Annotated in this window: 15 protein-coding genes; 7 read left to right on the top strand and 8 right to left on the bottom strand. The window is 71.2% G+C overall.

All coding sequences use genetic code 11. The annotated features are described in order from the left end of the window. The first annotated feature begins 54 nt into the window (after nt 1-54). Nucleotides 55-450, top strand: coding sequence for a winged helix-turn-helix transcriptional regulator (locus FB453_RS14895; RefSeq protein WP_196924914.1), 396 nt, complete (start codon nt 55-57; stop codon nt 448-450). Here the strand turns inward: FB453_RS14895 and FB453_RS14890 are convergent. Then, a complete protein-coding gene (locus FB453_RS14890) occupies nt 447-1403 on the bottom strand; it encodes a DMT family transporter (RefSeq protein ID WP_145790694.1) in 957 nt (318 codons plus the stop codon). The two genes, FB453_RS14895 and FB453_RS14890, sit on opposite strands and share 4 nt — an antisense overlap. Here FB453_RS14890 and FB453_RS14885 point away from each other — a divergent pair. After that, nucleotides 1402-2790, top strand: a complete 1389-nt coding sequence (locus FB453_RS14885) for an aminotransferase-like domain-containing protein (protein ID WP_145790692.1) — start codon at nt 1402-1404, stop codon at nt 2788-2790. The genes FB453_RS14890 and FB453_RS14885 overlap by 2 nt on opposite strands. A 42-nt stretch (nt 2791-2832) precedes the next feature. On the opposite strand, the gene FB453_RS14880 is transcribed toward FB453_RS14885, so the two are convergent. After that, nucleotides 2833-3795, bottom strand: coding sequence for a helix-turn-helix transcriptional regulator (locus FB453_RS14880; protein WP_145790690.1), 963 nt, complete (start codon nt 3793-3795; stop codon nt 2833-2835). Between the two features lie 420 nt (nt 3796-4215). Here FB453_RS14880 and FB453_RS34880 point away from each other — a divergent pair, with 420 nt between their 5' ends. Further along, nucleotides 4216-4878 carry a hypothetical protein gene (locus tag FB453_RS34880; protein ID WP_486480271.1) on the top strand — a complete coding sequence of 221 codons (663 nt, stop codon included), beginning with the start codon at nt 4216-4218 and terminating at the stop codon, nt 4876-4878. A 234-nt stretch (nt 4879-5112) separates the two neighbouring features. After that, nucleotides 5113-6624, top strand: coding sequence for a CehA/McbA family metallohydrolase domain-containing protein (locus FB453_RS14870; RefSeq protein ID WP_145790688.1), 1512 nt, complete (start codon nt 5113-5115; stop codon nt 6622-6624). A 92-nt stretch (nt 6625-6716) separates the two neighbouring features. Here the strand turns inward: FB453_RS14870 and FB453_RS14865 are convergent, their stop codons facing one another. Beyond that, nucleotides 6717-7319 (bottom strand): MarR family winged helix-turn-helix transcriptional regulator, encoded by a 603-nt coding sequence (locus FB453_RS14865; RefSeq protein ID WP_145790686.1) that lies wholly within the window; start codon nt 7317-7319, stop codon nt 6717-6719. A 114-nt stretch (nt 7320-7433) separates the two neighbouring features. On the opposite strand from FB453_RS14865, the gene FB453_RS14860 reads away from it, so the two are divergent. The 3 genes from FB453_RS14860 to FB453_RS14850 all read left to right on the top strand — a co-directional run bounded on the left by FB453_RS14860 (nt 7434) and on the right by FB453_RS14850 (nt 10952). Beyond that, on the top strand, nt 7434-9005 hold the full coding sequence (locus tag FB453_RS14860) for an LLM class flavin-dependent oxidoreductase (RefSeq protein WP_145790683.1): 1572 nt from the start codon (nt 7434-7436) through the stop codon (nt 9003-9005). Nucleotides 9006-9069: 64 nt separating this feature from the next. Next, on the top strand, nt 9070-9690 hold the full coding sequence (locus FB453_RS14855; protein WP_145790680.1) for a helix-turn-helix domain-containing protein: 621 nt from the start codon (nt 9070-9072) through the stop codon (nt 9688-9690). Continuing rightward, nucleotides 9687-10952 (top strand): MFS transporter, encoded by a 1266-nt coding sequence (locus FB453_RS14850; RefSeq protein WP_145790678.1) that lies wholly within the window; start codon nt 9687-9689, stop codon nt 10950-10952. The genes FB453_RS14855 and FB453_RS14850 overlap by 4 nt, the downstream gene beginning before the upstream one ends. 231 nt (nt 10953-11183) lie before the next feature. Here the strand turns inward: FB453_RS14850 and FB453_RS14845 are convergent, their stop codons facing one another. The 5 genes from FB453_RS14845 to FB453_RS14825 all read right to left on the bottom strand — a co-directional run bounded on the left by FB453_RS14845 (nt 11184) and on the right by FB453_RS14825 (nt 14689). Next, nucleotides 11184-11879, bottom strand: coding sequence for an alpha/beta hydrolase (locus tag FB453_RS14845; protein ID WP_145790676.1), 696 nt, complete (start codon nt 11877-11879; stop codon nt 11184-11186). 40 nt (nt 11880-11919) lie between these two features. Further along, a complete protein-coding gene (locus tag FB453_RS14840; protein ID WP_145790674.1) occupies nt 11920-12300 on the bottom strand; it encodes a VOC family protein in 381 nt (126 codons plus the stop codon). Nucleotides 12301-12375: 75 nt separating this feature from the next. After that, a complete protein-coding gene (locus FB453_RS14835; protein WP_112589848.1) occupies nt 12376-12975 on the bottom strand; it encodes a DUF4291 domain-containing protein in 600 nt (199 codons plus the stop codon). A gap of 101 nt (nt 12976-13076) precedes the next feature. Then, nucleotides 13077-14114, bottom strand: a complete 1038-nt coding sequence (locus FB453_RS14830) for an L-dopachrome tautomerase-related protein (protein WP_145790672.1) — start codon at nt 14112-14114, stop codon at nt 13077-13079. A 152-nt stretch (nt 14115-14266) separates the two neighbouring features. Beyond that, entirely contained in the window at nt 14267-14689 is a 423-nt protein-coding gene (locus FB453_RS14825) for an MmcQ/YjbR family DNA-binding protein (RefSeq protein ID WP_145790670.1), read from the bottom strand. Nucleotides 14690-14704: the final 15 nt, after the last annotated feature.

The following is a 14704-nucleotide window of genomic DNA, read 5'->3' as shown; positions in this document are numbered from 1 at the left end:
AATCTACAGCACTAACCGATAGGCGGCGTGAGATAGGCTGGTGAGGTGAGCGACATGCCGGCCCAGGACCCGGCGGGGCCTACCCAGGAATTCGTCAGCGATGTCTTCGCGCGGGGTTGCACCTCCCGTGCGGCCTTCGAGGACGTCACCTCGAAGTGGGCCTCGCTGGCCCTGTTGGCGCTCGGCGAGGGCCGCTACCGGTTCAACGCGCTGCGTCGCCGCATCGACGGGGTCAGCGAGCGGATGCTCTCCCAGACCCTGCAGACCCTCGAACGCGACGGAATGCTCACCCGCGAGGTGCTCACCGCGATCCCACCGCGCGTCGAATACTCGCTGACCCCGCTCGGCGCCCGGGTCGCCGAGCAACTGCGTGGCCTCGCCGATCTGCTGGAGGCCTCGGTGCCCGAGTTGCAGACCGCCCGCGACAGCCGCGAGCGCGACCGGGGCTAGGACGCTCCCGCGCCGGCTTCGCTTCGCGCCACGACCGTCCGTGGGCTCTGGCGGATGCGCTGGCTCGCCACGACGCATCCCAGCACCACCAGCGCCGCCGCGATCGAGGCGGGGGAGACCACCTCGCCGAGCAGCAGCGCCGACCACCCCAGGGTCAGCACCGGTTGGGCGAGTTGGACCTGGCCCACCTGCGCTATGCCGCCCCTGGCCAGGCCCGCATACCAGGCGAAGAAGCCCAGGAACATCGAGACCCCGGTGAGATAGCCGAACGCCGACCAGCCGAGAGCGTCGGCCCGGGGCGGACTGGCGGCGGCGGCAACGGCCGTGATGGGAACGGTGATGGGCAGCGAGAGCAGCAACGCCCAGCAGATCGTCCGAGCGCCGCCCAACTCGCGGGCGAGCGCGCCGCCCTCGGCGTAGCCAAGGCCGCAGAGCACGACCGCCGCGAGTAGGAACAGGTCGGGCAGGGTGAGGGCCCCGCCTACCGCGCCGCTGGCGCCGAGAAAGGCGAGCACCGCCAGCAGTCCGCCGGCGCTCACGATCCAGAACAGCGGCGGCGGGCGTTCGCCGGCCCGCAGCACCGCGAACACGGCCGTCATCGCGGGCAGCGCGGCGATGACGACCGCGCTGTGCGCGGAGGTCTGGGTGAGAAGCGCCATCGAGGTGAACAGGGGAAAGCCGACGATGACTCCGAGGGCGACGATCGGCAGCCGTTGCCACTGACCGCGGGTAGGCCGCGGTGCGCCGGTGACACGCAGGTACGCCCATGCCAGCAGCCCCGCGCCGACAGCCCGGCCGAAGGCGACGAACCACGGGTCGAGTTGCTGCACGACGATGCGGGTGGCGGGAAGCGACAGGCTGAAGCCGAGCACGCCCAGGGCGCCGAGGCCGAGCCCGACGATCCGATCCGCTGTTACCGTGGTTCTGGCAGTAGCGCTACTCTTGTCCCTCATGGAAAACGGTAACGCAGCTCAGCGCGTTATCCAAGATCTGCGGAGTCTCGCGGCCGCCGCCGGTCCCGGTGCCCGGCTGCCCTCGGTACGCGAGCTGACCGCCCGACATCAGGCCTCGCCGGTCACCGTCGCCGAGGCGATCCGTCAGTTGGCGGCCGAGGGGCTGATCGAGGCGCGACCCGGCCGAGGCACCTTTGTGGCCACGCCACCGGAAGAGCCGGGCGTACCCGACCTGTCCTGGCAGACCGTTGCGCTCGGGCCCCGCCGGTTCGGTCAGGATGAGATGCAGGCGCTGTTGGCGCTGACGCCCGCCGGAACGATCCCGCTGTCCGGTGGCTACCTCCACGCCGACCTGCAGCCTGCCGCTGCGCTCGGTGCCGCCCTCACCCGAGCCGCCCGCCAGCCCGCGAGCTGGCAGCGTGGGCCGGTCGAGGGTCGCGCGGACCTGCGCGCCTGGTTCGCCCGCGAGGCCGGGGCGGGGCTGCACGCCGAGGACATGATGATCTGCCCCGGTGGGCAGGCCGCCCTGTCGTCGGCGTTGCGGGCGCTCACCGCGCCCGGCGACGCCCTGCTCGTCGAGTCGCCGACCTACCTGGGTGCGTTGGCCGCGGCCCGCGCGGCCGGGCTGCGGGTGGTGCCCGTGCCGGCTGACGCCGACGGGGTACGGCCCGACCAACTCGCCGCCGCGTTCGCCCGCACCGGCGCCCGGCTCTTCTACTGCCAGCCCCTGTACGCCAACCCGCACGGCGCGACGCTGGCGGAGCACCGTCGGGCGCAGGTCGCCGAGGCCGTACGCGACGCCGGGGCGTTCCTGATCGAGGACGACTACGCCCGTGACCTCACCATCGACGATCCGGCTCCGCCACCACTGGCCAGCGATGATCCCGACGGTCACGTCATCTACCTGCGTTCGCTGACCAAGTCGACCGCCCCCGGGCTGCGCGTCGCCGCCATCGGAGCCCGTGGCCCGGCCGGGGCGCGACTGCGCGCTGCGCGGCTGCTCGACGACTTCTTCGTCGCCGGACCACTGCAACAGGCGGCGATCGACTTCCTCACCTCTCCGGCGTGGTCGCGGCATCGCCGGGCACTGCGCACAGCCCTCCGGACGCGCCGTGACGCGTTGCTGACCGCACTACGCCGGCATCTGCCAAGCCTCGCTCCACAGTCGATCCCACGCGGCGGCATGCACCTCTGGGTGCGCCTCGCGGCCGGCACCGACGACGCGGCACTGGCCGCTGCCGCGGCGGCCGAAGGCGTCGCCGTCTTTCCGGGCCGGCCCTGGTACGCGGCCGAACCGCCGGCCCCGCACCTACGCCTCACCTACGCGGCAGCCGCGCCCGAACTCATGGACGAGGCCGTTCGACGCCTCGCCCGCGTCCTCCGTTGAACACTGGGGACGCCTGGCTGGGTGGCGTCGTGCGCGCGGGTCTCAGGTGTTCAGCGTCTCGCGTGGCGGCACACCGAAGCTGGCGTGGTATCGCGCGGTGAACCTGCTGTGGCTGGCGAATCCCCACCGACTGGCGATCGCCGAGACCGTCTCCTGTCTCGGGTCGGCGCGTACCAGGTCGTGGTGTGCCCGCACGAGCCGGACCCGACGCAGGTAGGCCATCGGGGTGGTGCCGAGGTGACGGCGGAAGGCGAGTTGCACGGCCCGGAGGGAGACGCCGGCGGCGCCGGCGATGTCGGCAGCGCTGATGTCCCGGTCGGCGTGTTCCTCCAGAAACGTGATCGCCCGTCGCAGCGTGGCGGTGGTGGCGTCGTTCCGGTCCGCGGCGGTCGGTTCGGTGAACGCGGTGTTGGGGAAGATCGCCAGCGCCGCCGCGGCCAGCATCCGGGCGGCGTTGCCGATCACCAGCGACTGCGCCCCGGCGACCGGGCTGTTCAACACCACGTCGCGGACGAAGCTGGTGGTGTTGCGCCACTGCCGGGCGAGGGCAGTGTTGGCGGCACCCAGCTCGGTGAACTCGATCCGACCGGGCCGGCGAGCCGGCGCGGTGGTGGCCACCTGCGCCAGCACCGACAGGTCCAGCACGCACAGCTCCACCTCACCGGGATGCCAGTGGACGGTGCACGGCTCCTCCGGCCTGGTGACGAGGAAGACCTCGCCGGGGCCGAACCGGTGGGCCGATCCGGCGCAGGAGCGATCAACGTGCGCGGTGCGGGTGCGACCGATGACCAGCCCGCCGAGGGTGCTGGCATCGATCTCGAGGTACCCGGTCTGGCGGGTGGTCGCGATGGCGAAGGGGCCGGTGTCGACGCGGTGGTGGGTGAGCCGGTATCCGTTCCTGCTCTGAATGCGCAGCTTCGGGTCGTACGTGGCGGACAGGAATTCCTGGATCGTCGCCGGGTCACGGCTGTCGAACTCGTGGGTCTGCACTGGCGATGACGTCATCCGCTGTCTCCGTCCGGTGGAGGTGCCGCCGGGTGCTGGAACGGGTGCCGACGGCAGGTTCGGGACGTGCCGGGGTGCTCGGCGGTGACCCGGCACATCGTTGGCCGGCGGCGCGGTGGGATGGAACGTCGCGAGCGGGACGGCAGCGACCGGTTGAGCGTGTCGGATCTGGTCTGACCATTAAGCGACTGGGACGCAATATCTGTAGATGGGAATGTCACCATACGACAATCACCGACGCGCCGTCCTGCGAATCACTGTGCTGTGTCGGCAGCTCGACTTCGTTTTCCGGCTAGCGCGCCAAATGGCTCTACGTCTGCTGTCCTAGCCACCCTCGTGGCCGACAGCGAAATCTTGTTCATGATTCGTCGGAGGACGACCGGGTCACTGCCGGGAGGCCGACCCACGGAGGGGGAAGCGTTGGACAGTACCGATCCTGACCGCGTCGCTCGGCTGGCCGTCGCCGAGGCGCTGGCCCGGGTGGCGGACGAGGACAGCCTGGGTCTGGGCGAGGGAGACGCGCTGGAGAGGCTCGGGCGTGGGCTCCGTGAGGTGCTGCGCCGCGCACTCGACGACCGGGTGCCAGTGACCACACCCGAGTTCGTCGACCTCTGCCGCGACCTGGGTCTGCACCGTGACGCCTTCGACCTGCTGGGGCACTATCTGATGACCGCGTTGCTGACCCAGCACGTCGGACCGGACGCCCTGATCCGCGTCGGGGTGCTCTTCGGCACCGTCGGGCGTTACCTGCCCGGTGCCCGTCCGGTGGCCCACCACAACGAAAGTCCCGCGGCACGGCGACGCGACGTGCGCTCGGACAACAGCGTCGTCGGTCGGTACCGCCGGACCAAGCTGCCGGAGCACCTCCCCAACCCGCCGAGCTGGACCTGTACCGGATGCGGCCGAGAATGGCCCTGCGCCACCAAGCAGAGCCAACTGCTCGCCGAGTTCGGTGGCGCGCGCGCCTCCCTCGCGGTCTATCTCGGTTCCTGCCTCGTCGCCGCCGCTGAGGACCTGCCCACGTTGCCGCTACCCCGGGTCCGGCTCCGATTCCTGGGCTGGTTGCCGCGCGCCCGGATCTGACCGGGTCGTCGACAGGCACCGGTCGTCCGGTGCCCTGAACCGGACAGCTCGGTGCCGGTGCCGACTGGACACTGCGCGAGCACGGGGTGACCCGCTGCTGCCCGACCCGGCGTTGCACGCAGGTCGGGGCAGGGTGTTCATCGTGCGCACCCGCTGCGTACGGCGGCTGTTCACCGCCTTCTCCGAGGCTCCTTGATCGAAAGAGCATTCGCTTGATCGAGGAGAGGCTCTCAGGTGAGAGACAAGCATCCCGAAGAGACCGAGCACGCGCAGCTGTCCCGGCGCAAGCTGGTCAAGTACGCGGGCGTCGGCGCGACGCTGGCTGCGGCCAGCCCACTGGTCGGGGCGGGCGCGGCCTGGGCGGACGAGGACCGCCGGCCGGGTGACGACGACAAGACCGACCGGGGCAACTCCAAGAACCGGGCGTGGCGTGCGGGCGACCACCACATCCACTCCGAGTACAGCGGCGAGTTCGACACCACGAAGTCCCCGATCGTCTTCCACAAGGGCGCGGACGCGGTCTACCCGATCGTCACCAACGCCATCATGGCGAAGAACTTCGGTCTGACCTGGGCGATGTGCACCGACCACGGTGGACCGACCCACTCGAAGGTGAACATCGAGCAGGCTTACCCCGACCTGCTGCGGTCCCGCAAGCTGGTCCCCGAGGTGCTCCAGTTCTGGGGCATGGAGTTCGACGCGCCATCGCTGGACCACCACACGCTGATGATCCCGCGCCACGAGGACGAGGCGAAGCAGCTCTTCGAGCTGGAGAGCCGGTTCGCCAAGTACGACGCGTTCCCCACCGATCCGGCCCGCGACACCGAGGCCAAGATGGTGGAGTTCCTCAAGGTCGCCCGGGGCATGCCGCACAAGCCGCTGGTGATCGCCCACCACGCGTCCCGTTCGGCGCCCGGTCTCGGCGTCTACGGCCAGGACACCCCGCGCGAGTTCCGCAACGGCAACAACGCCGCGCCGGACGTCTACATCGGCTTCGAGGGCGCGCCCGGTCACCAGGCCGGCCCGCTCAACAGTGGCAAGCGGGGCGGCTACGGCAACCACCCCACCTACGGCGGCTTCGACCAGATGACCGCCCGGGTCGGCGGCCTGTGGGACTCACTGCTCGGCGAGGGCCGGCGCTGGTGGATCACCGCGACCTCGGACTCGCACGTGCACTGGACCCGGGGCGGCTCCGACTTCTGGCCGGGCGAGTACAGCAAGACCTACGTGCACGCCCGCCAGGACTACGGCGACATCATGGACGGCCTGCGCAACGGCCGGATCTGGGTCACCACCGGTGACCTGATCCGCAGCCTCGACGTCACCGCCACGTCCCAGGGCAGGACCGCCGAGGTGGGCGAGACGATCACGGTGAGCCGTCGCAGCCGTACCGATGTCGAGATCGAGATCACCTTCCGCCCGCTGGGTGGGGTGAACGCGAACGGCGACCGGCCCGAGGTCCGCAGGGTCGACCTGATCGTCGGCCAGATCACCGGCCCGAGCGCCAGCCTGGACGCCGACACCAACCCCAGCACAACTGTGGCGGCCCGGTTCGGCCCGCGCGACTGGCGTCGGCAGGGCGACACCTACGTCATCCGGCACACCTTGCGCAATGTCGAGGCGGACACCTACGCGCGGGTGCGTGGCACCAGCACCGACGAGGCCGAGCCGCTCGCCGACGGGCTGGAGAGCCCGTGGGACGACCTGTGGTTCTACTCGAACCCGGTCTTCGTGCACGTGCGCTGACCGAGCTCGGTAGCGACATCGCTGGCCTGTCCGGCACCGCTCGACGGGCGACGTCGGGCGGTGCGGGGCGGCCCCGCCCCGCCGCATCCAGGTCAGTCGGGCCTGCTGCGGCGGGCTCGGGGGGTGGCGGTTCGCCCGCTCCGCGCCGTCGCGGCGCCGGTCCGGCGCGCAGCGGGCGCCGCCGTCGCCGAATCGGCCTGGACCTGTGTCACCACCTCGCAGAGGTCGCGCAACGGGTCCACCGCCTGGGCCGAACAGGCGACCTTCTGGAGCAGTGACCGCAGCGTCGCCGACTCGGTCGGAGTGAGCGCCCCCAGCAGGTGCGACTCGACCTGCCGCAGTGCCAACCGCCGCTGCTCCCACGCGGCACGGCCGGCGTCGGTGACATCGACCAGCCGGTTGCGTCGGTCGGCCGGGTCCGCGCGCCGGGCGACGAACCCGGGCCGCTCCAGGTCATCGATCAGGTACGTGAGGACGGTGCGGTCGATGCCGATCTCCTCGGCGATCGCGCCCTGGTTTCGGGCCGGCCCGTTGCTGGCCGCGGTGAGCAGTTGGTAGCCGCGCGGGCCACCGGGGAAGTCGGCGAGCGCGTGCTCGGCCGCCCGGACGTAGCCGCGGAAGACGATCCCGAGCATCCAGCCCAGGTCGTCGTCGAGCGGATCGGGCCGGTCCGGCCGGTGAGAGGCACCCGTCATCCCCCGACAATAGCGCAGTGAGCCAGACCTTGTTGGCAGAAGATGTTCTGTGTGGCATAAGGTTAAGGTTGCGACGCATCGTCCGAGGCGTCGGGGAAATCGGGAGGCTCGCAGATGAGCGACTACGGCCACGACCTGGTCTTCGGCTCCTTCGTCACGCCCAGCGCTGACAATCCGGGCCGCGCGGTCGGTGTCGCTGTCCTGGCCGAGCAGGTCGGGTTTGACCTGGTCACCTTTCAGGATCACCCCTACCAGCCGGCGTTTCTCGACACCTGGACGCTGCTGAGCTTCGTGGCGGCCCGCACCAACCGGGTGCACCTGGCGGCGAACGTGACGAACCTGCCACTGCGTCCGCCGGCGGTGCTCGCCCGCAGTGTGGCCAGCCTGGACCTGCTCAGCGGTGGCCGGGTCAACCTCGGCCTCGGGGCGGGGGCGTTCTGGGATGCCATCGAGGCGATGGGCGGCCGGCGGCTGACCCCCGGCCAGGGCGTACGAGCGCTGGAGGAGGCCATCGAGGTCGTCCGTCAGCTCTGGGACGTCGAAACGCGCGGCGGAGTGCGGGTCGACGGCGAGTTCTACCGGGTCGTCGGCGCCAAGCGTGGTCCCGCTCCCGCCCACGCGGTGCCGATCTGGCTGGGTGCGTACAAGCCCCGGATGCTCCAGCTCACCGGTCGTCGGGCCGACGGTTGGCTGCCCACGCTGGGCTACCTCCAGCCCGGTGACCTGACCAAGGGCAACGCGATCATCGACGACGCCGCGCAGCAGGCCGGCCGATCCCCGCGGGACGTGCGTCGGCTGCTCAACGTCACCGGAGAGTTCTCGACCGTCGGGCGCGGCCCGCTGAACGGGCCTGCCGAGCAGTGGGCCGAGGAGCTGGCCGAACTGGCACTGGAGGAGGGCGTCGGCACCTTCATCCTGGGCAGCGACGACCCCGACGACCTGCGCCGCTTCGCCGGCGAGGTGGCCCCTGCCGTCCGCGAGCTGGTCGCCGCCGAACGTGACCGGGGCGCGACTCCGGAGCGTACGCCGGAGCCGGAGCCGGTCGTTGCGCCGCCGGTCCGGGCGAGCCGCGCCACCGCGACCGGTGGTGCGTTCGCCGTGGTGCCGACCCCGGACGACGGCGTACGGCGAAGCGAGCAGCAGGTGTGGGACGAGTCGACCCGGCCGACCGGGCCCGCGCCCGACCCGGAGCGCACCTACACCCCGCAGGAGCAGGCCACCGGCGCGCATCTCGTGCAGATCCACGACGGCCTGCGCGCCGAGCTGGCCCAGATTCACGACCTGATCGAGCAGGTGGCGGCCGGCGAGATCGACGCCGACGCGGCGCGGTCCCACATCAACACGATGACCATGAGGCAGAACCGGTGGACCCTCGGCGTCTACTGCGAGTCGTACTGCCGCATCGTCACCACCCACCACACGATCGAGGACCAGTCGTTCTTCCCCAGATTGCGGGCACGTGACCCCCGACTCGGCCCGGTGGTCGACCGGCTGGAGCAGGAGCATCACGTCATCCACGACGTGCTGGAGGGTGTCGACCGGGCCCTGGTCGCGTACGTCGGGTCTCCGGACGGCCTCGCCGAGCTGCGGGCCGCGGTGGACCTGCTGACCGACGCCCTCCTGTCGCACCTCAGCTACGAGGAGCGGGAGCTGGTCGAGCCGTTGGCGCGGTTGGGCATCGCCTGATCAACGCGCCGGAGGCGGTGGCTCGGGGTTGCCCCGATCCAATCTGAGAGACTACTCTCGAAACATGTCTCTCAAGAATCCGTATGGGGATTTCGAGATCAGCGAGCCGCAGGCGCTTCGGGCGTTGGCCCACCCGGTCCGGCTGGCGATCCTGGAGCACCTTCAGCGGCACGGCCCGGCCACGGCCACCGGGCTCTCGCCGCACGTCGGCGCCACACCGTCGGTGGTCAGCTGGCATCTGCGGCACCTCGCGACGTTCGGCCTGGTCCTCGACTGGGACGGTGCCACCAGCAAGCGGGAACGTTGGTGGCAGGCGGTAGCCCGAGGCTTCCGCTTCACGGTGCCCGAGGGCACCGAGGGGCAGTCCGCCAGCCAGCAGCTACGCGGCGAGATGTTCGCCCGCAACGCCGAGGCACCTCAGCAGTGGCTGTTGCATGAGGAGCCCCGACTGGACCCCGAGTGGCGCACGCTGGCCGGCATGGCCGACACGCGGTTCGTGGCCACCGCCGACGAGCTGCGGCAACTGGAGGAGTCCATTGAAGAGCTGATCGCCCCGTACGTGCGGCGCAAGGAGGGGTCGGCTCCGCCCGACGCGCGGATCGTCCGGATGCTGCGCTACCTGCTGCCCGAGCCGGGGGACGAAGCCCCGGCCGAGCCCGGCGACGACGACACGGCCACGTCGTGACCGCCGCCACCGACGCCGCCACCGACACCGGGCCCCCGCCGGCCCTGCACCGTGACCGGCGGTTCCGCACCTTCTGGATCAGCGAGACGATCTCCCACTTCGGCGATCGGATCAGTGAGCTGGCCCTACCGCTGATCGCCGTAACCCTGCTCACCGCGACACCCGTGCAGGTCAGCGTCCTCACCGCGCTGATCTGGTTGCCCAACCTGCTGGGCCTGTTCCTGGGCGCCTGGGTGGACCAGCGCACCCACAAGCGGAGACTGCTGATCATCGCGGATCTGATCCGCGCCGCAGTGCTGCTCAGCCTGCCGGTGGCCTACCTGTTCGACGCGATCACCCTCACCCAGCTCTACCTGGTGGCACTGCTCACCGGCTTCGGCGCGGTGCTCTTCGCCATGGCGCGTCAGGCGTTCTTCGTCGGCCTGGTGCCGCGATCGGCGTACGTGGACGCGAACAGCAAGCTGAGCATGAGCCGCTCGCTATCCTTCATCGCCGGCCCGGCCGTCGGCGGTGGGCTGGTCCAGGCGCTCAGCGCGCCGGTCGCGATCGTCGTCGACGCGGTCTCCTTCCTCGGCTCCGCGCTGCTGCTCAGCCGCATCCCGGTGACCGAGCCCCCGCCCCCGCCGCGTCGGACGTCCACTCTCGGCCTGGTCCACGAAGGGCTCGTGCTGGTGCTGCGGCACCCGGTGCTGCGGGCCGCCCTCGGCTGCACCAGCACTGTCAACTTCTTCACCTTCATCGCCGGCGCGCTGCTGGTGCTCTACGCCAGCCGCGAACTCGACCTGTCAGCCGGCGCGATCGGCATCGCCCTCGGTTTCGGAGCGCTCGGCGGATTCGCGGGCGCGGCGCTCGCACCTCGGATCTCACGCGCCATCGGCCTGGGCCGTACCGCCATGATCGGCGCGGTGCTCTTCCCCGCGCCGCTGGCGCTGACCGCGCTGGTTTCCGGACCGACCTGGACGAAGGTGGCCATGCTGGCGGCCATCGAGCTGGTCTCCAGCGTCGGCGTGATGCTGATGGACGTGAACCTCAACGCCCTGCTCATCGCCGTGACACCCGAAGACGCGCTGGCACGCCGGGCCGGTGCCTACAGTGCCGTCAACTACGGCATCCGACCGCTCGGCGCGCTGGTCGGCGGTGCGTTGGGCACCACCATCGGGCTGCGACCCACCCTGGCCATCGCCGGCCTGGGTGGCATGCTCGCCGTGCTGTGGTTGCTCGCGTCACCGGTGCGCCACATCCAGACCCTCGACGCCGCCTGAGGGCTGCGGCGGCGCTTGACCGTGCCGCGGTGGGCGGCAACCACCCGGACGAGCGACATACCTCTGAGTCACAAATATGCCACTGAGGTATACCGCTCGTTGGACTGACCGTGCGGCTGCCCTGTCAGCAGCTCGCTCCGTGTCGGCCCGGCCGTGCGGCCCGGCCGGCGCGGGTCAGCCGGCGCGGGTCAGGCAGCGCGGCCCTGCCGGCCCCGGGTCAGGCGGCGCGGGTCAGGCGGCCTCGGCCAACAGGATCCGGGCCAGCTCGGCGGGCTGGGAGAACATCGGCCAGTGGCCGGTGTCCATGGTGACCAACCGCCAGTGGTCGCTGGTCAGCAGTTTCGCCACCGTGTCGTTGGGCTCAGGCCCGTCGAGCAGACACTTGACGTACGTCGCCGGCAGTTCACCCAACGGCCGGGTCAGCACGGCCGGCTCGGTCAGCGTGGCCCCCGGATGCGGCGTGGAGCCCTCGATCAGCCGGGCGACCTGCTCGTCGGTGAGACCCTGACCGTCGAGGTCGGCCGCACCCAGCGGAGCCCAGTAACCGTTGTTGCCGGCGATCTGCGCCTCGAAGGCCGCCTGACCCTGCCACCAGCCGGAGGCGAACGACCCACCGTCGACCGGCACCTCGGAGTCCACGAAGACCACCCGGGCCAACCGCTCGCCGATCCGCTCGGCGGCCTGACCCACCGGAATGCCCGAGTAGCTGTGCCCCACCAGCACCACGTCGCGCAGGTCGCCGCGCTCGATCTCGTCGACGATGTCCTGCACGTGGGTCTGCTGCCCGGCGGGCACACCCCGCTTCTCGGCGAGGCCGGAGAGGGTCAACGCGTGGGTGCCGTGGCCGGCCGCCCGAAGTGGTGCCACCACCTCGTCCCATGCCGACGATCCCAGCCACGCCCCCGCCACCAGTACGAATTCAGCCATGGGCGGGACCCTAGCCGCACCCTCCGACAGCCCCGATGCGTCAGGACCAGGTGCGGGCCTCGGCCGCGAACACCTCCGGTGGACTCTCCACCGGAAGCACACAGAGCAGGTGGCCACCGGGCGCCCGCAGGATCCGGCACTCCAGCCACTGCGCCACCTCGGTGGCACCCAGGGCCATCAACCGTTCGGTCTCAGCAGGCACGTCGTCGGTCTCGATGTCGAGGTGGAAGCGCGGCGTATCGTCGACCGCCTGGACCGCGGTGACCAGCCCTGGCAGCGCCTCGTGCAGGGCGACGAACTGCGGCTCGGCGGGATCGGACCGGGTGCTGACGCCGAGCGCCGCCGACCAGAACTCCGCCGCCCGGGCGGCCTCCGCCTTGGGAGCGTCGATCAGTAGCGCGTACACGCGGCTTCGGTGCATGCCGGCCAGGATATCGAGAATGTAAATGTGTTGCTGGACGGCGCGTGGCATCCGAGGGCCGTTGACCGCGCGGACTCAGCCGGTGGCGTCGAGGTGGGCCGCGATCTGCCTGGGCAGCGGATAGCTTCGTTCGGCCGGCAGGTGGTCCGCGGCCGCCCGCACGTCCTTGGCCCGCACCAGTTCCCGTACGCGGTGGACAGTGGGGGTGATGTCCGTGACGCTGACCGTCCAGTCGTCGACGTACCGGGCGACGGCTTCGCCGGACAGTCCGACCTGCAACGACCGGTGGGGCAACGCGCTCAGGTGCAGTGTCCGTTCCGGATCCCACTGCACCCGTACCGGGCTGGCCTTGAGTTGCCGCGACCACGTCGCCCGGTCACCGTGCAGGCCCTGGTCGTAGTGACTCAGACAGGCTCGCGCCAGCGCCCACTCGAAGCCCTCCCGCGTGATGTCGATGGACAGCACGCGCTCCTGCCCGGGCTTGGTGGCCCAACCGCAGCGGTACATCATCCACAGGAACGACGGCTTGATCCAGGTCATCCTTTCACGCTTGAAGGGGGCCACGAAGCGACCGGCGGCCACCGCCGGCAGCGCGATCTCCGGTGGGTACGCCTGGTACACGGTGATCGTGTCGGCCGAGAATCGAGCACGGATCTGGCGGGCAGGAACGGACACCCTGCGATCTTCACCCATCGGAGCGCACCCCCTCCACCGGGATTTCGTACCCCGGGCCGGGGGAGAGCCGGTGCGGACCCGGCGGCTGCCGGATTGAGGACTCAGGCGTGGTCCCGGGCGGGCGGCCCGATCTCAACGGGCATCCGGTAGATCTGGACCGGGTATTCGACGGTCGAGATCCCGCCGTTGAGCCCGGCGGTCAGGTGCAGCTGGGCCGCCGGCATCCACAGCCGGGCATCGGCGTCGAGCCACATCGCGTCCACCCAGGCCAGTCGGGGGTCGGCGACGAGCGTCCGTACGCCGCCGTCGGGTGCGAGGACGAGGACGCGCCGTCGTTCCAGGTCGCTGAGGTAGATGCTGCCGGCGGCGTCGATGGCCGTGCCACCGGTGCTGGGTGTGTCACACCAGCGTTCGACCCCCCGGGCCAGCTCGTCGGCGGGCACCAACGGGTCGTCCAACCAGCGGGTGGCGATCCGGGACATCCCGCCGGAGGCCGGCTGGTAGTAGAGCCAGCGACCGTCCGGCGACACCTCCAGCTGGTCCACGTGCAGGCGTACCTCGGTGCCGTCCGGGTCACGCAGCTCGCGACCGTCGGCGACCACCGGGCCGCCCGCCGTGCTCGGATGCCCGTCCAGCACCCGTCTCGCCCGACCGGAGTCGAGGTCGAGCACGATGAGGCCAGCCGCCCCGGCGTCGCTGAAATACGCCACCCGGCCGTTGAATCGGACGTCGTCGACGTAGCTGCCCGGGTGCACCGCCTCGTCCAGGTGGTAGACCCGCTCCACGCGGTCGTCGTCCGGGTCGACCGCGATCAGCCGAGCACCGCCCGGCACCTGCGCGCCGCCAATCCGCGGCGAACCCGAGTCGACGATCCACAACCGACCATCCGGGCCGGCGCGCAGCCCGTTGACGTGCACGAACGCCCCGCTCGGCGGCTGGTCGGCACGGTTCCACGCGGCGTCGGGGTAGGGGACACGACGGCCGTCCGGCAGCGCCTCCACCACCTGCACGCCGGGCCGATCCGCCGACGGGTAGCTCAGGAACACCCGCCCGCGCACTGTGGTCACGCCCGTGCACACCCGGTCTTCCTGGAACACCGGCGTCAACCGGTGATCCTCCTCGGTGGGCAGCGACGACATCGACCTGCTCCTCACCCGCCCGGCGGCGCCTCGGCTTCAGCCGGTAACCGACGGCTACGGCCGTCCGGCGCGGTATCCCCGGAGCGTGCCGGCCGAAACCGCCGGTCGCAGGACCCGCCGGCGCTCAACCGGCGGCAGGGTGCCCTCGGCGCTCAGCCAGTCGGCGGTGCCGGGGGGCCGACCCGGGCGGCGAGCCGCTTCGGGGCCATGACGCGGTAGCTCTCGGTGAGCAGCTCACCCACCTCCTCCCAGTCGGTGTTTCCGTCCAGGACCATGCCCATCACGTTCGGGCTCCAGTCCGGTTTGTAGAAGGGGTGCCCCGTGGCGAGGAGCCCGGCGATCTCGTCGAGTGGCGACCGGAAGGTCAGCAGGCAGGCGGGCTGGTCGACTGCGGCAGCCCGCGCGTGCACCGGCTGGCGATCGGGGTCGACGGTGAGCACATGGGCGATGGTCCGCTTGCGGATCCGCCAGCGGATGCCAACCCAGGCGGGCTCCTCGTAGGTCTCCGGCAGCCCGAGACAGATCGGCCGCAGCCGGTCGAGGACCTCGGGCGGGACGTCTCCGGGTGCGGTCACGGACAACGACGCTAA

The organism is Micromonospora sp. CNZ322 (assembly GCF_007827755.1).
The sequence above is the reverse complement of the archived record's forward strand: the minus strand, read 5'-3'. Positions and strand labels throughout refer to the sequence as shown.